The following is a 20,775-nucleotide window of genomic DNA, read 5'->3' as shown; positions in this document are numbered from 1 at the left end:
CCGGCGTGGGTTGCCAGCGCAGTGGCAGCCAGTCCAGTCCGGCCAGGTGCACCAGGTCGCCGGGACGCTGCGCCAGCTTGCCCGGCTGGGCGCTATAGGCCTGCTGCGGCGTGGCCTGCACGCCAGCGGCCGTGATGCGCGCGGCGATGGCCTGCGCGGCGGCGTTCGCGCCGATCTCGTTCCAGTGGGTATCGGTGTGCAGGTAGGCCGAAGCACCGAGTGGTGCCAGCGCAGCGGCGAGGTCGATGGCGGCCACGCCATCCTGATTCAGTTCGCTCACCCATTGCGCGGCGCGCGCATTCAATTCGGCCGGACGCGTCAAGCCACACAGCGCGCTGGCGGCGATGCGGCTCTTGTCCGGCACCACCGCCACCAGCAGGCCGATGCCACGTTGGGCCAGCGCCTGCCGGATGGCCAGCACTGCGGCACGCTTGGTCTGCGCGTTGGCTTGTGCGTGGCGATTGACCTGCAATTCTTCGGCCAGGAACAGCCAGCCGGGGCAGCCGGTGCGCACGCGCGGGCCGGTATCGCCCAGCAGCAGCCAGCTGCCGGCACGCTCCAGTTTGGCAGCCTGGTCCGGCAGCCAGGCGTTGGAAAGCTGCTTGGCCAGTTGATGCGTCAGTTCGCCATGCAAGGCGTCGTCGCGCGTCCAGCTGGCGGGTAGCCAGTCGATCTTGCCGGCGTACACCAGCCAGCCGCAGGAGATCAATCCTGCACACAGTACGGCGGCCAGCGCGGCACCGGCCCAACGGCTGGAGCGGCGCGCCATGGCGCTGGGCTCAGGAGGCGTATGTGCAGCATGAACGGGGGGCGTGCTCATCGTCGGCTCAGAACTGGAAGTAAAGGAAAGGCACGGTCTCGCGGCTGGCGATCAGTGCAAAGGAGAGCAGGAAGGCGGCAATCGGCCACGCCCGCACGAACCAGAGATAGAGTGCGCGTTCGCCCCAGCGCGCCTCCAGCGCCGCCTGCCACAGCGGGGCGACGATCCAGAACAAACCCAGCAGCACGGCCAGCGCCTGCACCGGCCGCAGCATCACGGCCAGCGCATCGCTCAGGCCGGTGCCATGCAAGCCGAACTGGCCCGCATACATCGTGGCAGCGGTGGCGAAATCCGGCGCGCGGAACAGGGTCCAGGCCAGGCACACGAACAGCAGCGTCAAGCCATGGGCCAGCCACGAAGGAATGGACGGCAACGAAGAGCGCGACCACGCGCGATCAATGCACAGCGCCACGCCATGCGCCGACCCCCACAGCAAATAATTCCAGCTGTCGCCGCCATGCCAGAGACCGGCGATGGCCATGGTCAGGAACAGGTTGCGATAAGTCTTCCAGACGCCGTGGCGATTGCCGCCCAGGCCGATGTAGAGATAGTCGCGCAGCCAGCTGGAGAGCGAGATGTGCCAGCGCCGCCAGAAATCCTGGATGCTGCCGGCCAGATAGGGATGATTGAAGTTCTCCGGGAAGTGGAAGCCCAGCATCAAACCGAGGCCGATGGCCATGGCGCTGTAGCCGGAGAAATCGAAGAACAGTTGCATCGAATACGCAATGCATCCGATCCAGGCATCGATCAGGGTCGGATGCTCCAGGTGGAAGGCCGCATCCACCAGGGGCGACAGCGTATCGGCCACCAGCACCTTCATGGCCATGCCGACCATGAAGCGGCGCGCACCCAGCGAGAAATTTTCCCAATTGAACCAGCGCTCGCGCAACTCGCGCTGCACCCAGTCGTAACGGATGATGGGGCCGGCAATCGAGTGGCCGAACATGGAGATGTAGGTGGCGTAATTGATGAAGCTGCGCTCCACCGCCACCGTGCGCCGATGCACGTCCACCAGATAGGAAATCGCCTGCAGCACGATGAAGGACAGGCCCGCCGGCAGCGCCACCTTCTGCCACGCCAGCGGCATGGCGCCATAGTGCTGCATGAGATCGCTCACGGTGGCAGCAACGATGTTGGCGTACTTGTACCAGACCAGCACCGCCGTGTTGAACACCACCAGCGCGATCAGCAGCACGGGACGGCGCAGACTGCCCTGCCCTTCCTCACGCGCACGGGCGCGATCCACCAGCAGGCCGCCAACCCAGGCCACGATGGTCAGCACCACGTGCAGGGACAGGAACAGCGGACTGAGCCAGCCATAGAACAGCCAGCTGCCCGCCAGCAGCACGCCATTGCGCCCGCGCTGCGGCACCAGGGCATAGACCAGCAGGAACAGCGGCAGGAACAGCGTCAGGAATTCAAGCGAGGCAAAGACCATGGCGTGGTGCAGTCGGCGTCAGTCAGCGTAAGTCAGCGTCAAGCAATCAGTTGGCCAGCTTGTCAGTCGCGGCGAGGAGGCGCGGACCGCCGGCCGAGGGCAGCAGCAGGACGCTGTAACGCTCCCCCGCTTTCAGTTCGCCCAGGTCCAGCACCGGGCCGGTGTTGGCACCGCCGCACACCAGCTGCACCGACAGCTTGACCGGATTGATGGAACGGCGCTGCAGGCTGCCTTGCGCCACGCCCTTGAACAGGTCGGCAGTGCGGCCGGCCGGACGCAGGGCTGCAGCGGCACAGGAGGCATCCAGATTGAAGAAGGCCAGCGAGGCCTTCAGGCCATTGAAGTCATCCGGATTGTCCTGCACGGTGACCTGGCGGATGCCCTTGGGATCAGGCAGCACCACCACCGTGGCGAACTCGCCCGGCTTGGCCTGCACGCCCAGCTCCAGGCTCTTGCCCGCCACCGTCAGCGTGCCCTTGATGGTGGACTTGGCCTGCACCGGGAAGAAGGACGAGACCGGCTTGGCCGCGTCCAGTTTCAGCGGCGGCTGGCCCTTCTGGGCCACCACCTGCAGCGCGTCCGGCGTGGCGTTGATGAAGCGGATGAAAGCGGCATCCTCGGCCGGGCCGGTCGGATACAGCGGAATGTCAGCGGCCATCGCCCCCGCGCAGCCCAGCAGGGCCGCGCTCGCGGTCAGTGCGCGCAGCACGCTCATTTCTTGCCTCCCTTGGCGCTCACGGCAGCGGCCGGCAGCTTGCCCAGCGCATCGCCGATGGCCGAACCCCAGGACTTGTAGCCGGCCACGGTGAAGTGCTGGCCATCGGTGGTGATCCATTGGCCCGGCTTGGACATGGCCAGCGAATCAATGTAGGTGCAAGGTGCCACGTTGGCAGCCAGGAACTGCGACATCAGCTGGGTGCGCGCATCGTTCTTCTGGTACATGCCGCCAGCCTTGCCCCAGGCCGGTCCGACCCAGGCGCACTTGGTGCCGGTGGCGGCAATCGCCTTGGTCAGGCTGGTCACGCTTTGCCAGGCCCAGGCCTTGGGGAAAGCCGGCTTGTCGTAGGAGGCCATGGTGTCGCCGATGACCAGCACCACCAGGTCCGGCTTGTCCTTGGCGATCAGTTCGGCGATGGGCGTGGTGCTGGCATCGCGGCCCTTGATCTGGATCTTGCCGTTGTCGATCTGCTCGGCACCGCAGTCGACCTTCTTGGTGGTCAGCCAGTCGCCGGCGCTGGCACCGCAGGCGCCGATGGAGTGGACCTTGGCGCCCATCTGGACCAGCTTGGCGTTCAGGGGTTCGGTGAGGTGGTCGGCCAGGCTCATGTGGCTTTCGCCCAGGACCAGGATACTCAGACCAGCGAGAATGGATGCAGCTGCCATGGCAATCTCTCTATCAAAAATGTTCAGTCAAATCAGTTGGAGTACGGCGAACGATACGGGCTGACCGGCAAGGTCAGGAAACTGCCCTGCATGTCCTCCAGGGTATAGCGCAGGTACATGGCGACATTGAGTTCGCGGAAGTCGCTCGAATTGTTCAGGCGCAGCGTACCGCCCACGAACAGGCGCGGCGCAAAGCGGTATTCGCCGCTGCCTTCCAGGCTGTAGCCGATGCCGGTCTTGGTCTGCTGCCCGTAGGTCTTGCCGCTGGCCGCTTGCAGGGCGGCATCCGTGGGGAAGTAATCCGCGCCGTCCTGGCGGAAGTACTGCACACCGGCCGAGCCCTTGAGCTGGAAGCTGAAGCGGTCGCTGCGCTTGGCCCAGGTCACCGGCAGGCCCAGTCCCAGATAGGCCTGCGGGCTGAAGTAACCGCCGTGGCCATAGGTATAGAAGTTCTGGTTGTTGGCGTAGCTGATGAGGGTGGCGGAGACACCGGCCGTCATCTTCTCGTCGTTGCCGTTGGCCAGGTACTGGTAGGCACCGCCGCCCAGTTCCACACGCGTGTTGGATTCGACGTTGCGGCCCATCAGGCTGTGCAGGGCACCGTAGGCGTAGACGCCGGTCTGGGCATCATCCGAACTCATCTCGGCACGGCCGCCGTTGGCGGTCACGCCGCCCCAGGAACGGCCGATGCGCGGGTCGGTGCTGCCGGCAAACGAGGTGATGCTGTCGTTGACGGCACGGCGCGACACCGTCACGCCGAAGCGGTTGGTGCTGCTGCCGCCGAGCGGCTGCTCCACGCTCACGCCACCGACCACGTTGGGATATTTGAAGCCGCTGGGCGTCGTGCCGATGTCGGCCTTGATGCCATCGTCAGGACGCTCGTAAGCCACCGCCACGCCCACGCCGCTGGCGCTCTGCTTGCCCACGCCGGTGGCACTGGAACCACCGCCGCCGAAGCGGCTGGCGGCCTCGTCGGTCATGGTGCCGCCATCCAGCGAGACCGGCGTGATGCGCACGGCCACGCGGTCATTGCCGACCGGCATGTTCACTTCCAGCGGGGCTTCGATATCGTTGATGCGGCTCAGGCCCGATTCGCTGGCATTGCCGCGCACCACCACGCCTTGCGTGACGTAGGGGCTGCGCGCCTGCAGGATGTCGTTGAGGGCGCGCTGCGCCGGCGTGAGGTTGTCCGCCGGCAGGCCTTGCTGGCCCTGCAGCGCCAGCAAGGCGCGCTGGGCGGCGGTGGCCGCACCCGGCAAAGCGGTGGCAGGTGCCGCACCTTGCTGCGCATAAGCGCCCGCCCTGCCCGGCTGGGTGGTCTGGACCATCTGCGCCGGAGCCGGCGATGCATTGCTGAACACCGGACCAAGCGCCGGGCCATAGGCCACCGCAGGCGCGGCCTGCGACGCCGCCACACGCGCGTTGGCCGGGGTCGGCAACACATCGGCCGCCGCCGGTGCGGAAGCCGTCATCATCGCCGGACGCAGCATGGTCTCGGCAGGCGGCGGGATGGCAGCCACATTCTCGTTGCCCGGCAGGCGACGCTGGGTACGGAAGGGGTTGATGGCCGGATCGAAACCATTGCCCTGGGCCATCAGGCTGCGCTGGCGCGCCGAGTTTTCAATGGCCACCGCCTTGCGCAACAGTGCCGTGGCTTCGCCGGTCTTGCCCAGCGCACGGTAGATGCGCGCGGCTTCGGTCAGGGTGGTGGGATCACTGCTTTCCAGTTTGTTGAACTGATCCAGCAGGCGCAGGGCATAGGCATTGTCGTGCGCCTGCATGGCGGTATCGGCCGCGCCCAGCAACACCGTGACATCGCGCGGATTGCGTTCGGCCAGTGGTTTGTAGAGCGCCAGTGCGCGGGCATTGTCGCCGGCCGCATTGAACATGCGGGCCAGTGCCGAGAGCGCACCGATATCGGTGGGCCGCTGTGACAGCGCGGGGGCCAGCGTGTCGTAGGCCGCCGCCAGGTCGCCGCCTTCGCGCAGGCGTTCGGCCTGGCGCACGCGGTAGAGGAAACGCACATCGTCGTATTGCTTGCGCGTGGCCACGTCCATGTTCTGGTTCTGCAAGGCCGTGAGTACGCTGTAGACCTGCGCATCCTCACCGGCCCTGAGCAGCACCGACGCGTATTGCAGGCGCGTAGCGACGCTCGGCGTGGCCGGCGGCGCAATCAGCGGCTGCATCAGCGCCAGCGCACGCGGCGTATCGCCCGCATCGACATAGGCCGAGGCCAGCGTGCCGGTGCGCTCGGCATTGCCCGCCGCTTCGGGCTGCACGCGATCCAGCAGCGCCAGGGCTTCCTGGCGCTGGCCGGTCTTGACCAGCTCGCTCGCATGGCCGACCTGGATGGTCAGCGTGACCTGGCGATACAGATCGGTCATCGGTGCGGTACGACGGGCCTCGGGGATGCGGCGCAGGGTGTCGAGCGCATCCTGCCATTGCTCCATCTCCGCCGACAGCAAGGCGCTGGCGTAGAGCGCATCGACGTTGTCGCGATGCTCGCGGGTGAAGTCATCGATGGTCACGCGCGCCTGGCGCGACTGGCCGGCCTTGATGTAGAGGCGGGCAAGATCGAAGGTGGTCCAGACGTTGTCGGGATCGTTGCGCACCGCTTCGCGCCGGGCGTCCAGTGCGGCATTGAGATCGCCACGCTGTTCGGCCAGGTTGGCTTGCTGGGTCGCACGCAGGGCGCGCAGGCGGCCCTGGTCGCCGAACTCGGCCTGTTGTTGCGGGGTGAGCTTGTCGAGCAGGCGCAGCGCTTCATCGGCTTGCCCGGTCTGCGAGAGCACATTCACCAGACCGCGAATCGCACCGACCTGTGCCGGCTGCACCGCCAGTACCTGGCGATAGTGCGCCGTGGCGGCCTCGAACTGGCCGGCCGTGGCTTCGATATCGGCGATGGCGACCAGGCCATCGGTGTTCTTGGGATCCAGGCGCAGCGCCTGGGTCAGCGCATCCTGCGCCTGGCGGGTCTGGCCGCGTGCCTGCAGTTCGCGGCCGCGCTGGATCAGCAGCCAGTAGCGCACGGTGTCGAGCGCCTTCTTCCAGCCGCTGCCGCCCTTCGCTACGGCGCGCGCCAGCAGCGGTTCGGCATCGGCCAGACGGTTCTGCTGCTGGCGCACCACACCCAGGCCACCGAGTGCATCGGTTTCATCGGGATGAGTGGCGAGGCGTTCCTGGAAAGCCTTTTCGGCTTCCTGCAGATCGCCCTTCTCCAAGGCCTGCAGGCCGCGCGAGAGCACCGTCGGCGTCTGCGTGGCGGTGACCTGCGAGCGGCCCTTGGCCAGCAGGTCGCGGATGTCCTTGTCGTCCGGATGGACCTTGAGGAATTCTTCAAACAGCGGGGTCTGCGCCGGACTCGGCGGGCCCAGCCAGGTCAGCGCCAGCCGCCAGCTTTCATCGGCGTCGCCACCGATGTCGGTCTGCTTGCTCAGGCGCGATAGCACGCGGATGCCTTCCACCCGGCTGTCTTCATGGCGCGCCAGCTGCTTGCCGTAGAACAGCGCCAGGATGCTGTCCTCGGGAGTTTCGCGCAGCAGGCGTTCCATCCCCTTGCGCGCTTCCGGCCAGCTGGCATCGTTGAAGGCCAGGTTGTTGTAGTACTCGCGGCCGACCGTGCCCGAGGGCGTCAGGCCATTGAACATCTTGCGGAAGGTGTCGGTGGCGCGGTCACGCTCGCCGGCATCCACCAGGCGGCGGGCTTCGGCCAGCAAGGCCTGGTTTTCAGGGCGGGCCAGGGCGATGTCCTGCATCAGCTGGGCGGCTTGCCAGGGTTGCGGCGAGAGCGCCTGCAGCCGTTCCAGATACGCATTGGCCTGCTGCACCCGGTTCTGCTTCACGCCGATCAGGCCCATGCCGTACAGCGCGTTGACCTGCGATTTGTCCAGCTGCAGCACCTTCTGCCAGACCTCGGCAGCGCGCTGGTTGTTGTTGCGCGCCTGCCAGTACTGGCCCTGCTCCACCAGCTGGGCCTGCAGGTCCGTCGGCGCAGCCAGGGCCGGGGCCAGGGGTGCGCCCAGGAGCGCGGCCAGCACTCCGATGGCTAGCGTGGTACGGCGCGTGCGCATGACTTCTCCCAAGACAAATTGAGCGTTCCGTCGTCGCGGAACTGATATCGCTGCTCGGCCCATCCGAGGCCGAACAGGCCGAGCATGACGTTGTAATACAGAATTTCCGGTTGCGCACTGGGCTGGGCCAGTCCGCTCTCCAGCTGTTGTGCGGCGCGCGCCTGCCATTGCGCGGCCAGGGTGTTTTCGCCCTTGGCCTGCAGATACGGCACCAACGCCGCGCCAAACCCGAACGGTCCCTGCCCTTCGATGGCACCGCTGGTCACGGCCACCTTCTCCGGCGCGATGCCGGTGGCGACGATGCGCTGGCGCATGCCATCCAGGGCGGCCAGCAGCGGTGCGGCCTGCGGGTCACGCGGCGAGGTCATGCCGGCCCACAGGTAGACGCGGATGGCGTCATAGCTGCCCAGCTCGCCCTTGGCCGGATCGACCATGAACTGGCCGGCCTGCGCCGCCGTCATCTTGTAGCCGACCCAATCCGCCACGAACCCCTTGGGGCTGGTGGCCTGGATCATGCGCACGGTGTTGGTGGCGATCTGCTGCCAGGGGCCCTTGGGGCGCTCCTTGTGCAAACGGCGCAGCAGCGGCAACGGCAGGTAACTCGGATTGAGCGTCCAGGCCTGGTTGCCCTGGCTGAAGCCCTGCGGTCCCGGCAAGACCATCTTGCCCAGGCCAGGCAGGTCCACCACGAGGCGCGCTTCGATGGCGTCGAGCAGCCGCACTGCATCGCTGCGATAGGTCGGGCGCTGCCACAGGCGCGCCGCTTCCAGCAGCGCGTAGGCAATCCACAGATCGGCATCCGATGCGGAATTGGCGTCCTGCAATTGCCACTTGCCATCGGCACCCTGCCCCCACAGCCAGCCCGGCAAGCGGTTGGCGGCATCGGGCGCCATCATGTTGTCGCGCGTCCAGCTCCAGATCTGGTCAAAGCGTTGCGGATCGTTGGCGATCAGCGACAGCAGCAGGTTGTAGGACTGGCCTTCGGACGTGGTGTGATTGGGCAGCAGGCTGGAGTGCAGGACCCGGCCATCGGGTTGCACGTGACTGCCAGCCCAGGATTGCCAGGCCGGCCAGTCAACCGCCGCGCAGGCGGCCGGCGCGGCGTTGGCGGCCGCACCGGCAGCACTGAGCGCGAGTGCGGCCATCACCTTCAACAGGCTGCGTCGCAGAGGCTGGAACGGCAGGTCAGGCATTGAGACGCTTTCTCGCCTTGGCGCGCAGGGTCAGGTAAGCCAGGCCGCCGAGCATCAGGATGCCGCCGGCAATCAGCACGAACATGGCCAGCACGTGGCGCGACAGCCACCAGCGCAGCATGCGCAGCGGCGACATGCTGCCGACGAAATAATTTTCTTCGGCCAGCAGCGGATCGATGGTGGTGCCGCGCACCGCTACCAGGCTGCCCTGGATGGTCTCGGCTTCCGGGTCCTTGCTGGCCATCGCATCGAGGATCTGTTGCAGGCCGGATGCATCGCCACCGGCCAGCACCACCACGCTGCGGCCACTGTCGAGGGGCGACTCGAAACCGGTCAGGTAAGAGGTCGGCTCGCCCCCGGAGAAGGCCAGCGACAGGCGCGCACGGCGCTTGGCCTGGTCCTCATCATCGAGCTGCAGCCAGCTGCGCACGCGCAGGGCCAGGTCGGCAACCTGGAAGCGCTGCTTGTCTCCCGTCACCACCGCCGGCAGGCGATCGGCCCATTGCTTGAGCAGCGGCTGATTCTGGCCCGAGGCCAGCACCAGCAGGTCGCGCGAGGCCACCTTGTCGATCTGCGCAGCCTGGGTCACGGCCACGCCGGTCGCCGGATAGCCGGTGGCGCTGCCGAAGCGGCCCAGCAGCGTCAGGTAGGCCGAGAGATCATCGGGCGTGGCATTGTCGGGCAATACCACCGCCGACTCCGACAGATCGGCCATGCGCGTGAAGGGGAAACCGGCATCCTTGAACACGCCCAGATTGGGCATGGCCATGAAGTGATCGTAGCCGCGCAGGTCGATGGTGGATTCGGGATCGATGCTGCCGCGCACGTTGTCGATGATGACGTCCTGGCATTCGCCCTGCTTGACGAAGTCGTACATGTAGCGCAGCTGCAGACGCGATTGCGGACCGGCCAGGTTCAGCGGCAGGCGCACGTTCATCTCGCGGGTGAGCGCGTCATCCTTGATGGCGGCCAGCAGGCTCTTGTCCAGCTGGTCATGCGGCAGCAGGACGTCGGCCTTGATCAGGCCATCATTCAAGCTGACCATGAAGGACGAATTGGACGACTTGGGCTGCGGCGTATAGCGATACACCAGTTTCAGCTTTGCGCCATCCTGTCGCCAGCTGGAGAGCGCGGGCGGGAAGTTGAGCGGAATGGTGATCTCGCCCGGGTTGTAGCCGGAGACATTGAGGCGCTTGGGATCGATCAGCTCGGAGAGTTTCACCGGACGATCGGTAGGCAGCCAGTTGGGCGCATCATACGGCTGGCGCGGAGTCAGTGGCTGCAGCTTGTCGACCACCACCGAGCTGCCCGCCAGGCCCTTGCCGCCCAGCGTCAGGGCAGCGGCGGCCTGCTTGAGTTCGGCGATGTTGCGGCCGGAGACGATCAGCAATTTGCCATTGGCATCATTCGGATTGGCCTGCACGGTCAGGGTCGGCCCCTTGGGCGCGGCCACGGCCACACCGGCCACGGTGGTGGCGGCCTCGCCGGCCACCATCAGCACGGCATTGCCGCGCTGGGGCAAGGTGTTGATCTGTACCGGGAAGCGCGCACCGCGATAGGCGGCCAGCGCGCCGAACCAGGACGACAGCGACCCTGCCGCTTCCAGCGTGCCGTTGTCGGGCGTGCCGGCAAAGATGAAGGGCAGGTTCAGCATGCGGATGTCGCGCCGGTCGAAGAAGGGTACGGGCATCAGCGCCAGGTCATCCTTCTGCGGCAGCGCCGTGGTCTGCAGGTCCAGCGTGGAGCCGTTGGCCACGCGCGTCCACAGGCTGGAATGCAAGGGATCCTCGCAACCCATCGTGTAGTGGCCGATGAACTGCAGGCTCAGGCGGTTGAATTCGGTAATCAGCTTGGCCGGGATGTCGACCTTGGCGGTCTGCATGCTGCCGGAGTTTTCCTTGGGCAGCGGGATGCTGCCGGCCACCACGTCGTTGACCATCACATTGATCTGCGACAGGTCCGGCAGCAGCGCGGGCGAATACGTGTAATACAGGGTCACGTGCGCACCGGTGGCCACCAGCGAGACCGGCACGTCGAAGTTGAGACTGTCGGTGGCATCCACGCCATGCAGGTTCATCGAACCGTTGCGGCCCAGCTGCTTGAAGGTGAACACGTAAGGATCGCCGGCCATCGGGATCGGTGCCGGCAGACCGGGCGTGGTCGCGGCCGAGGGGGTCGCGGGAGTGGCCGCCAATGCCGGCAGCGGCAGGCTGCCTGCCGTCATCACGGCCGCCAGCATCAGGCACAGGGAGCGCTGGCGCAAGGGCATCCGTTGCGCTTGAGACTGCTTCGTTTTCATTATTGTTTTTCCAGAGTGTTATCGGTAACGGGCACAGTGGCTGCCGCCACTGCCGAGGGGGCTGCAGCGGGTGCCGGCGCGCGGCGTTGCGCACGCCGGCTGCGCATCAGGATCAGGGTCGCCTTGAACAATTGCCGTACGCCATTCATGCCGATGCCGGCGACTTCACGCAAGGCTTTGAGCGGTGTATCGGGACGGCTCTTGCCCCAGTTGTTGTCCCAGATGTCGGCGCGCGAGAAGGTCAGGCGCACCAGTTCGCTTTGCTGGCGCAGCGACAGTTCGTGGAACTGCGCACCGACCATGTCGTTGCGGCTGAACACCACCATCGCCGGGAACACCTTCTCCTGCGCATTGCGGATCATCGAGACTTCGATGCGTGCATTGCGTGCGATGCTGACGCCGGCCGGCAGGCGCAGGCCAATGCCCTTCTGCGAGAAGTCGAGGGTCTTGCCGTCGATGATGCTGCCGTCGTCGAGCTTGATGCGTACCGGCAGTTCGGCGGTCACGCGCGGCTCGCTGCGCACCTGGCGGGTTTCGGAAGCGACCGCCATGGCGGCGCTGCTGATGATGACGTTGTAGAGCGTCCAGGCCATGTTGATGAGGATGGTGGTGACCGCATTCGGATCGCCATGGATCAGTTGCCAGATGCCGAAGCCCAAGCCGGCCACGTTCAGCCCCAGCAGCACCATGTAGGGCCGCGCCAGCTTCCAGTCGAAGTGGTCATCGGTGATGATGCCGCCCTTGTCGGTGACGTTGAAGCCACCCAGCTTGGGGTTCACCAGCGCCAGCAGCACCGGTCCCAGGATGTACCAGGCCAGCACGGTCTCGTAGACCTCGTTCCAGAAGGAATGGCGGAAGCGTCCCTGGATGCGCGAGTTGGTCAGGCTGGCGTGCAGCACGTGGGGCAGCACGTAGGCCGTGATCATGAGCGCCGAGGCCTGGAAGATGTGGGCACCGAAGAACAGGTACGTCAATGGCGCAGTCAGGAAGATCAGGCGCGGCAGGCCATAGAAGAAGTGCAGCATGGCGTTGAGGTAGCACAGCCGCTGGCCCAGACGCAGCCCCCTGCCCTTGAGCGGATTGTCGACGCGGAAGATCTGCGCCATGCCACGCGCCCAGCGCACGCGCTGGCGGATGTGGCGCGCCAGGTTCTCGGTGGCCAGGCCGGCGGCCTGGGGGATGGCGAGATAGGCGGTGTTGTAGCCGGCACGGTTCATCTTCAGCGCGGTGTGCGCATCTTCGGTCAGGGTCTCGGTGGCGATGCCGCCGATTTCCATCAACGCGGTACGGCGCATGACGGCGCAGGAGCCGCAGAAGAAGGCGGCATTCCACAGGTCATTGCCATCCTGCACCAGGCCATAGAACAGCTCGCCCTCGTTGGGCACCGAGCGGAAGGTATTGAGGTTCTTCTCGAAGGGATCGGGCGAGAAGAAGAAGTGCGGGGTCTGCAGCATGGCCAGCTTGGGGTCCTTGTAGAACCAGCCCATGCAGATCTGCAGGAAGGAACGGGTCGGCACGTGGTCGGCATCGAAGATGGCCACGAATTCGCCGTCGGTGACCTTGAGCGCCTCGTTGAGGTTGCCGGCCTTGGCGTGCTTGTTGTCGGAGCGCACCAGGTAGTTCACGCCGATGTTGTCGCAGAACTCGCGGAATTCTTCGCGGCGGCCATCATCGAGCACGTGCACGCGCAGCTTGTCCTGCGGCCAGTCGATGGCCTGCGCGGCGAAGATGGTGAGCGAGACGATGTCCAGCGATTCGTTGTACGAAGGAATGAAGACATCCACCGTCGGCCACTCCGCAGGCGGCATGGTCAGCATCTGCGGCTTGCGGCGCAGCGGCCAGGCGGTCTGCAGGTAGCCCAGCGTCAGCACCAGCAGCGAATACAGTTCGGCCGCCAGCAGTCCGTAGCCGAAGCAGATGTCCAGCCAGCTTTCAAAGGCCAGCGTGGAACTGATGCGCCAGTACATGTAGCGCATCGACACCGTCAACGAGAGCGTGATCAGCACCAGCACCGGGAACCGTCCCGACTGCTTGCGCAGCACCAGCGCGGCGACGAAGCAGCCGATGGCGAAGACGCATTGGGCGGCGAAGTCCAGCGGTACCGAAATGATCAGCAACGCCAGCATCGTGGCAAACAGCAGCACGGCCCATTGCACCAGACGGCGTGGCCCGCGCGGCAAGCCTTCGAGGCGCGCGCCGACGGTCTGCATCCATTGCTGCAGGCGGTTGGCCGATGGCCGTGCCGAGGGCTCCTGTCCTGGCGGATGCGGTGACAGCGTGGCGGCGGCAGGCAGGTCGGACGGGGCTGGCGAATGCAATGGCGAGGGGGCCTGGGATCCGGTCGTCATGCGCGTACACCCGTAGCGACGGCTTTGGCGACAGCGGCGCGCAGCACCTCGCTCACGCCCTGCAATTGCTCATAGGCCGGCGAGTGGCCGTCCTTGACCAGCGGATTGAAGCCATAGGCCAGGCCTTCGCTGATGGCGTGATCGAGCGCGATCACGCCAGCCAGGCGCGGACCCATCCAGCGCTTGAGCACTTCCAGCATGTCCTGGCTGAAACTGCGGCTGGCATCGTATTTGTTGACCACATAGCGGCAGTTGTTGCGGCCATGCAGGACCTGGCGCATATGTTCCAGCGCCAGGAAAGAACCGGCGTCGGGCGTCACCACCGCCAGCACCTGGTCGGCGGCTTGCAGGGCCTGGTCGAGATAGGCGGTCTGCCCGGCCGGCAGGTCCAGCAGCACCACGTCGTCCGCCTGCAGCTGCAGGGCGTGCAACTGGCGCAGCAGCCATTGGCCATCCTCGGCCATCTGCTGGGCCAGCGCAGCTTCGCCAGCGGCGGCCACCAGGGTGTGGCTGACCACCTGCGTGCCAGCCATGCCGGCAGCCAGGCCACTGCGCCAATCTGCGGCAGCGGCCGCTGTAGCAACGGCGTCGGCACTCACGCCCAGGTGGTATTGCAAGGCATTCTGCGGATCCAGGTCGATGGCGATCACGCGGCCATGGCGCGCCAGGCTGCAGGCCAGGGCCGAGCACAGGGTGGTCTTTCCGACCCCGCCCTTGGGCGAGACTACGGCAATCACCTGTGCGGGCGTCGTGGGGGGCAGGGCCACGCCGGACTGGCCGGCGTCGTCATGGTTGGCGCGTTGCAGGGCTTCGCGCTGACGCGCGGCCTCGCCCAGCATCGAACGCAACAGGGTGGGTACCCCAGGGCCATGGGGCGCCGACGGGCTGATCTGGCTGACCGGCGCCGGGTTCGGGGAGGAAACAGGCGCCTGCACGGACAGGGACGGTGCCAGTCTGGCGACAGGAGCGACAGGAGCGGCAGGGGCGACCGGGACGGCGGCAGGCGCAGCAACGACAGGTGCTTCGACGACCGGCTCGCTGGCCGGCTCGGTCAGCGGCTCGATCACAGGCTCAATGCGCTGGGAGGAGGAAAGCGAAAGCGGGTCCAGCAGCGGCACCACCGCGCTGGCCGCCACGACCGGTGCCGGTTCGGCCTTCACGTCCGCCGCGGCCGGCTGCGCAACCACCAGCGGCGCCTTGGGCTTGCGGACCGGCTCCTTGTAGTTGATGGCGGCCTCGATTTCGAGATACCCATCCACCGTCGCCCCGAACTTGCTCAGCAAGTTGGAGATATCGTTTCCCATGCTTGACTCCCTGCCCTGTCCTGACGGCGGCGGCTTTTGACCGGGCGCGCAAGACCTGCCTGCAACCTTGTTAAAAAGCGGTAAGTGTTCCCATATGCTGCCATCCCCCGGCTATATTTATTCATCCGCTCTGACGGCGGGACTTTTCCCCTCTGGATGCGGAGTCATGCTCCGCGCGGACCAGGCGCAGGAATGTTGTTTTTTCGACCACATTCCACGTTGTCATTAAAACAAACAAATCCTGATACCGCAACCTTCTTCGTTGTCAAAAATGTAAAAAGCCGACAAGACACAACACTCATTTCTTGCCAGGAACATATGAACAAAGAGGCAGAATCTTACATGTGAGACGAACGCTTTGTCGCTCAATAGCGACAATTTGTTCTTCCTTCGACGCGGAATTGACACAGTTCACGGAAGATCCCACCAGGACACTCGCGAGCCATGGCTGGCGAGGCTTTTCGACTCTCATCCCGTGGGAGATCGGGCAAGCCGGATCCGGCATGTCCACGCACACGCCTATGCTAGGGGTTCGCAAAAAGATGTCACTAGGGAAAAACCTGAGAAGCCACGGCCTTCACGCTGGCAGCGCGCGGGAATCGGCGATCTGCCACCATGCCGGCAGCAGTGCCTGCACCTCGGGCCGGCCGAAGCGCTGGTCGATCAGCCAGACCGTGCCCTGGTCGGTTTCGGTGCGGATGACGCGGCCGGCCGCCTGCACCACTTTCTGCATGCCGGGATAGAGGTAGGTGTAGTCGTAACCGCAACCGAACAGTTGCTCCATGCGTTCACGCAACTGCTCGTTGACCGGGTTGAATTGCGGCAACCCCAGCGTGGCGACGAAAGCCCCGATGAGTCGATCGCCGGGCAGATCCACGCCTTCCCCGAAGGAGCCGCCCAATACGGCAAAGCCGATGCCCTGTCCGGCGCTTTCGAAACGTGCGAGGAAGGCATCGCGGTCGGTCTCGGACATGCGGCGCGACTGCTGCCAGGTGGCGATATGCGGATGCGCCCGTGCGAAGGCATCGCGCGCCTGCTGCAGGTAGTCGAAGCTGGAGAAGAACGCCAGGTAGTTGCCCGGCCGCTCTTCATACTGGCGCGCCATCAGTTCGCAGATCGGTGCGATGGAGGCTGCGCGGCGCTGCCAGGTGGTGGAGATCTGATGCGCCACCTTCACCTGCAACTGGCTGGCCTGGAAGGGAGACTCGACATCGATCCAGGCGGTATTGGCCGGCATGCCCAGCAGGTCGGCAAAATAATTCCACGGGGCCAGCGTGGCCGAGAACAGCGTGGTCGCATGCGCAAAGGCGAAGCGCGGCCCCAGGAAAGGCGCAGGCACCACGTTGCGGATGCACAGCACGGTATTGCGTTCATCTTCCCGGGTGAGATCGAACAGCGAGTGCGGGCCGAAGGATTCGGCCAGCCGCACGAAGGCCATGGCATCGAAGTAGAAATCGCGCAGCGGCGGATCCAGCGGCACCGCCACCTGCGCCAGGAAATCGCTGATGGCGCCCACGCTGCTGCTGAGTGCCTCGACGAACTTGGCCGGCGGCGCTTCCAGCACCTGATAGGGCAAGTCGGCCTTCTTGCCGGCGGCGGTCCAGGCGCGGCCCAGCCGTTCCAGCGGCTTGGCCACGGCCGGCGGCGCCACGGCGCGCGCGGCCCGCAGCGCTGCCCGGCTCAGTTGCGCGCTGTACATGCTGCGCGCCCGCGAGACCAGGTTGTGGGCCTCGTCGGCCAGCACGCTCACGCGCCAGTCATGCGCCTGCGCCATGCCGTTGAGCATGGCACCGCCATCGAACCAGTAGTTGTAATCGCCGACGATGACATCGCTCCAGCGCGTCATCTCGCTGCCCAGGTAGTAGGGACAGACCTGATGCTGCAGGGCCACGCTGCGCAGATGCTCACGATCCAGCAGCGGCTGCGAGAGGCAGGCCGCGCGGGCGGCAGGCAGGCGGTCGTAGAAGCCCTGCGCCAGCGGACAGGAATCGCCCCGGCACAGCCGGTCCGGATATTCGCAGGCCTTGTCGCGTGCGCACAGTTCCAGCACGCGCAGCGGCAGTTTGCCGAGATCCTTCAAAGTGGCGGCGGCATCCAGCGCCAGTTGCCGGCCGGGGGTCTTGGCCGCGAGGAAGAGGATCTTGTCCAGCCGCTGCGCCGGGGCCGCCTTGAGCGCCGGGAACAAGGTGCCCAGCGTCTTGCCGATGCCGGTCGGTGCCTGCGCCAGCAGGCTGCGCCGGCCCGTCTGCGCGCGAAATACCGCCTCTGCCAGTTGCCGCTGACCGGGACGGAAATCGCCGTGCGGAAAGCGCAGCGTCTGCAAGGCCGTATCACGCGCCGCGCGGTGCGCCAGCTCCTGTTCGGCCCAGCACATGAAACGCTCGCATTGCGCCGCAAAGAGCGTGGCCAGTTCCTCGCGGCTGCGGGCTTCTTCCAGTACCGTTTCCTGCTGGCTGCCGATGTCGAAATACACCAGCGCCAGATGGATGCGCGCCAGCCCTTCCCGCTCGCACATCAGGTGGCCGTAGACCCGCAGTTGCGCCCAGTGCAGGTGGCGATGATTGTCGGGCAGGCTGGAGAGCTGGCCGCGATAAGTCTTCACTTCTTCCAGCAGCTGGCGCGCGGGGTCATAGCCATCGGCGCGTCCGCGCACATGCAGCGCGCCATGATCGGTCGAGAGCGTCACTTCGCTCAGGTAGCCTTCCCCGCGCCGCTGCGCCACGATGGCGTGACCGGCGATGCCTTCCTGGGCGGTGGGTGTGGGCGTGAAGCGCAGATCGAGATCGCCCTGCTTGGCGGTGAATTCGCACAGTGCACGAACCGAGACGGTGTAGCGCGGTGCGGACTGCTCTTGCGCAGCGCCGGCCGGGAGAGCCTCGTTCATGCTGCCGCCTGTTCCCATTGCAGGTAGCACACTGCCACCGGCATGGCGTGTTGCGCGCAGTAGTCCAGCCAGCGGCGCTGGTTGTCCTGCAGGCGGTCGCCCGGACCTTTGACTTCGATCATGCGATAGCGCCCTTGCTGCGGCCAGAACTGGATCAGGTCGGGGAAGCCGTTGCGGTTCTCGCGGATGTCGTCAAGGATGCGCAGGCACCACAGCTTCAGATGTGCAGCGGGGATACAGTCCAGCGCCATCACCATCAGCTCGCGCGTGACCCAGCCCCAGGCGACGAACGGCGATTGCAGGCCGTGCTTGCTCTCATGGATGGCAAGGAGATGCGCACGGTAGCTGCCGTCATCGAAGCGGCGCAAGCAGCGCGCCAGCACATCGCGCCGACGCGCCGCGAAATCGGCGCTCAACAGATCGGCCGGCTCGCGCTGGAAGGGATGGAAGAAGGCGCCGGGAATGGGCGCGAACAGCGCTTCCCAGCACAGCAAGCCGAACAGGGCATTGGCCAGCGCGTTTTCGACATAGAACACCGGCGCATCAGCCCGCTGCAAATGCAACTGCACCGCCCGCTCGACGCGGCCGCCCTCGGCCGGCAACACGAGCTCGATCTGATCGACCACGGCGGGTCGCGGCCGCAGCGCCGGCGGCAAACCCAGCTGGCGCGCCAGGCGCGGCGCGATGCGCAGCAGTTGCTGGCGTTCCGCCTCGCTCTCGGGCGATTGCCGGGCGATCGTCAGCAGGGCCTGGGCGGGACCGAAGCGGCCCAGTTTTTCCAGCACGCGGATGGCGCGCGCCCGTGCGCCGGGATAACGGCAGGCGGCGTAGATCTGCTGTGCCTGTGGCCAGTCGCCGGCCTTCTCGCAATGCTGGCCGAGCTGGAACAGCAGGCGTTCACGGCGGCTCTCCAGCCAGGGATTGTCGAAGCGCTCCGCGGGTAGCGCGTCGAGCACCGCAGCGACCTTGTCACCGGCCTCGAAGCGCTGCTTGCAGGCCTGCAGTTGCAGGTAAAGATCAATGTCGGTGCGGCTGCGAAAACCGCGCGCCTCGGCAGAAAGGGCGATCTGTTCATAGCGCAGCGTACCCAGATCGGCCAGCACGAATTCGCTCCAGTCCTGGCGCAGGTTGCCGAAGAACATCAAACGCAAACGTTCACACAGGCCGCCAACCCGCATGCGCAGGACCGCTTCCCCGCCCTGCCCCGGCGCGATCCATTGCGACAGGCAACGCGGCGCAGCATGTTGCGGATCGCTTTCCAGCGCCGCCAGCAAGCTGTCCTTGCGCGCCGTCCTGAGTCCACCGCGCACGCCGAACCAGCGCAGCAGCTCCGGCTTGGTCGCCAGCGCGAAGACCTGGGCCAGCGACAGCGGCGCATCCGGCTCCACCCATTCGGGCGGCAGATCGCGGGACGCCTGCAGCGGACAGCCGATCTCCGGATAAGCCAGACGGCTGGCGCGGAAGTGCTCGCCCTTGCGCATCATCATGCGCACGAACAGCGCCCGCGCAGCCAGCGGCAAGGCCGGGAAACGCAGCAGGAAATCGCGCTCCTCGTCCTGCAGCAGGTCGGCATACCGCTGCCCCAGCCAATCCAGCGCCTGCTGGAAATTGCTCAGGTAGTAGAAACGGTGATCGGGGACGGCGGGCATTGCGGCGAAAAGCAGGCAGGAAATGAACTGTATGGATGCACAGTATATCGCTTCCTGCCAGAAGCAACATATTCATTGGGCCGAACATGAAGCTTAGGGCAGCCCCTCCGCCCGCTCCGCCGCTCAGATCCTGGCTGCCAGCTCCTTGGCAAAAAAGTCGGTCACCACCCGCACCCGTTGCGGGAGGAAACGGCGGCGCGGCCAGACCAGGCTGATGTCGCGGGTTTCCTTCAGATAGGCATCGAGGACGGTGGCGATGTCCGGATGGCGCATCTCGCCGACCAGCGAGGCCCGGTTGAACAGCCCCAGTCCCACGCCCGCACGCACCGCCGCCAGGATGGCCTCGACCGTGTTGGCGGACAGGTTGCCCTGCACCGGCACGTTGAAGCGCCCGTGCGGTCCGCTGAAAGGCCATTCGTGCATGTCGTTGTAGATCAGGCAGTTATGGCGCGCCAGCTCCTGCGGCGTGCGCGGCAGCCCATGCCGCCTGAAATAACTGCGCGCTCCCACGCACACCAGCGGCGTGCTGGCCACGCGCTTGACCACGGCATCCGGATGCAGCACCGGACTGACGCGGATGGCCAGGTCGACGCCATCGGCCAGCAGATCGCGCACGCCATCGGAGAACTGCAGATCGAGCCTTATCCCCGGATAGCGCGCCAGCAGCACCGGGACCAGCGGCAGCACGTGCAGGCGGCCGAAGGTGGCGGACGTGGCCAGCCGGACCGGGCCGGCGATGTCCAGCGTGCTGCTGGAGAGCTCGGCATCGGTCTGCGCCATCTCCTCCAGCAGCGGCACGGTGCGCGCGTAGTAGGTGCGGCCGTGTTCGGTCAGCGTCACGCTGCGCGTGCTGCGATGGAGCAGGGCCACGCCCAGACGCTGTTCAAGGGCATTGACGGCCTTGCTCACGCTGGACTGCGATTCGCCGAGCCGACGCGCCGCGGCAGAAAATCCACCGGTCTCGACCACGGCGACGAAGGCCGTCATTTCCTGGAATCTGTCCATGGGTATTCGCTGAAAGAGGCAGGCCATGAGGCCGGATTTATTCCAAAACAGAATAACATCAATCAAATTCACAGGGATTATCAACAAATCCGGCCGCAATTACCATCGGTTCACCGCTGGCCGAAGCGCTCTTCGCTTGCCGGCCTGCTCCATCAGTTTTCTTTCACTCTTGAATCGATCGGATACACCATGACTCTCTCCACTCCCTCCTTGGCTGGTTCACTCTCCCTCAGCGGCAAGACCGTCGTCATCGTCGGCGGCAAGACCGGCATCGGCCTGGGGATTGCCCGCGCCGCATTGGACGCCGGGGCCACGGTGATCGTCGCCAGCCGCCGCATCACGTCCACGCAAGAGCGCCCTGAACTGGCCGGCCTGCAGCAGG

General features: G+C 66.1%; 12 protein-coding genes and 1 pseudogene. 1 reads left to right on the top strand and 12 read right to left on the bottom strand.

Translation table 11 applies throughout. The annotated features are described in order from the left end of the window. The 12 genes from B3873_RS11100 to B3873_RS11045 form a co-directional block, all read right to left on the bottom strand. The coding region (locus B3873_RS11100) for an alginate O-acetyltransferase AlgX-related protein (protein ID WP_286866040.1) at window positions 1-820 on the bottom strand (820 nt) is incomplete at its 3' end. A gap of 7 nt (window positions 821-827) precedes the next feature. Further along, on the bottom strand, window positions 828-2,258 hold the full coding sequence (locus B3873_RS11095) for an MBOAT family O-acyltransferase (protein WP_286866039.1): 1,431 nt from the start codon (window positions 2,256-2,258) through the stop codon (window positions 828-830). Between the two features lie 46 nt (window positions 2,259-2,304). Beyond that, window positions 2,305-2,973, bottom strand: a complete 669-nt coding sequence (locus B3873_RS11090) for an alginate O-acetyltransferase AlgF (protein ID WP_039788871.1) — start codon at window positions 2,971-2,973, stop codon at window positions 2,305-2,307. Then, complete coding sequence (locus tag B3873_RS11085) at window positions 2,970-3,641, bottom strand: SGNH/GDSL hydrolase family protein (protein ID WP_034332544.1); 672 nt, start codon at window positions 3,639-3,641, stop codon at window positions 2,970-2,972. The genes B3873_RS11090 and B3873_RS11085 overlap by 4 nt, the downstream gene beginning before the upstream one ends. Window positions 3,642-3,673: 32 nt before the next feature. Next, window positions 3,674-7,711, bottom strand: a complete 4,038-nt coding sequence (locus tag B3873_RS11080; protein ID WP_286866035.1) for a cellulose synthase subunit BcsC-related outer membrane protein — start codon at window positions 7,709-7,711, stop codon at window positions 3,674-3,676. After that, window positions 7,687-8,904, bottom strand: a complete 1,218-nt coding sequence (gene bcsZ, locus B3873_RS11075; protein WP_286866033.1) for a cellulose synthase complex periplasmic endoglucanase BcsZ — start codon at window positions 8,902-8,904, stop codon at window positions 7,687-7,689. Before bcsZ ends, B3873_RS11080 begins: the two co-directional genes overlap by 25 nt. Further along, on the bottom strand, window positions 8,897-11,203 hold the full coding sequence (bcsB, locus tag B3873_RS11070; protein ID WP_286866031.1) for a cellulose biosynthesis cyclic di-GMP-binding regulatory protein BcsB: 2,307 nt from the start codon (window positions 11,201-11,203) through the stop codon (window positions 8,897-8,899). The genes bcsZ and bcsB overlap by 8 nt, the downstream gene beginning before the upstream one ends. Then, on the bottom strand, window positions 11,203-13,551 hold the full coding sequence (bcsA, locus tag B3873_RS11065; protein ID WP_286866029.1) for a UDP-forming cellulose synthase catalytic subunit: 2,349 nt from the start codon (window positions 13,549-13,551) through the stop codon (window positions 11,203-11,205). The genes bcsB and bcsA overlap by 1 nt, the downstream gene beginning before the upstream one ends. Then, a complete protein-coding gene (gene bcsQ / locus B3873_RS11060) occupies window positions 13,548-14,855 on the bottom strand; it encodes a cellulose biosynthesis protein BcsQ (RefSeq protein ID WP_286866027.1) in 1,308 nt (435 codons plus the stop codon). The genes bcsA and bcsQ overlap by 4 nt, the downstream gene beginning before the upstream one ends. Before the next feature lie 577 nt (window positions 14,856-15,432). Further along, window positions 15,433-17,739 carry an ATP-dependent DNA helicase gene (locus tag B3873_RS11055; protein WP_286866025.1) on the bottom strand — a complete coding sequence of 769 codons (2,307 nt, stop codon included), beginning with the start codon at window positions 17,737-17,739 and terminating at the stop codon, window positions 15,433-15,435. Next, window positions 17,736-19,388, bottom strand: coding sequence for a VRR-NUC domain-containing protein (locus B3873_RS11050; protein WP_286866023.1), 1,653 nt, complete (start codon window positions 19,386-19,388; stop codon window positions 17,736-17,738). The genes B3873_RS11055 and B3873_RS11050 overlap by 4 nt, the downstream gene beginning before the upstream one ends. A 123-nt stretch (window positions 19,389-19,511) precedes the next feature. Further along, window positions 19,512-20,393: a LysR family transcriptional regulator gene (locus B3873_RS11045; RefSeq protein ID WP_209531837.1), complete on the bottom strand. Its 882-nt coding sequence runs from the start codon at window positions 20,391-20,393 to the stop codon at window positions 19,512-19,514. Window positions 20,394-20,582: 189 nt separating this feature from the next. On the opposite strand from B3873_RS11045, the pseudogene B3873_RS11040 reads away from it, so the two are divergent. Continuing rightward, window positions 20,583-20,775: pseudogene (locus B3873_RS11040) on the top strand (short-chain dehydrogenase); the annotation flags it as partial.

Source organism: Herbaspirillum sp. UBA812, assembly GCF_002296545.1.
Taxonomy (GTDB): domain Bacteria; phylum Pseudomonadota; class Gammaproteobacteria; order Burkholderiales; family Burkholderiaceae_D; genus Herbaspirillum; species Herbaspirillum huttiense.
This window is presented reverse-complemented; position numbering and strand designations above follow the sequence as displayed.

Bases quoted from the DNA above. Each gene is read 5' to 3' on its own strand.
- B3873_RS11095 (WP_286866039.1), bottom strand. From the start codon at position 2,258: ATGGTCTTTGCCTCGCTTGAATTCCTGACGCTGTTCCTGCCGCTGTTC.
- B3873_RS11090 (WP_039788871.1), bottom strand. From the start codon at position 2,973: ATGAGCGTGCTGCGCGCACTGACCGCGAGCGCGGCCCTGCTGGGCTGC.
- B3873_RS11085 (WP_034332544.1), bottom strand. From the start codon at position 3,641: ATGGCAGCTGCATCCATTCTCGCTGGTCTGAGTATCCTGGTCCTGGGC.
- B3873_RS11080 (WP_286866035.1), bottom strand. From the start codon at position 7,711: ATGCGCACGCGCCGTACCACGCTAGCCATCGGAGTGCTGGCCGCGCTC.
- bcsZ (WP_286866033.1), bottom strand. From the start codon at position 8,904: ATGCCTGACCTGCCGTTCCAGCCTCTGCGACGCAGCCTGTTGAAGGTG.
- bcsB (WP_286866031.1), bottom strand. From the start codon at position 11,203: ATGAAAACGAAGCAGTCTCAAGCGCAACGGATGCCCTTGCGCCAGCGC.
- bcsA (WP_286866029.1), bottom strand. From the start codon at position 13,551: ATGACGACCGGATCCCAGGCCCCCTCGCCATTGCATTCGCCAGCCCCG.
- bcsQ (WP_286866027.1), bottom strand. From the start codon at position 14,855: ATGGGAAACGATATCTCCAACTTGCTGAGCAAGTTCGGGGCGACGGTG.
- B3873_RS11055 (WP_286866025.1), bottom strand. From the start codon at position 17,739: ATGAACGAGGCTCTCCCGGCCGGCGCTGCGCAAGAGCAGTCCGCACCG.
- B3873_RS11050 (WP_286866023.1), bottom strand. From the start codon at position 19,388: ATGCCCGCCGTCCCCGATCACCGTTTCTACTACCTGAGCAATTTCCAG.
- B3873_RS11045 (WP_209531837.1), bottom strand. From the start codon at position 20,393: ATGGACAGATTCCAGGAAATGACGGCCTTCGTCGCCGTGGTCGAGACC.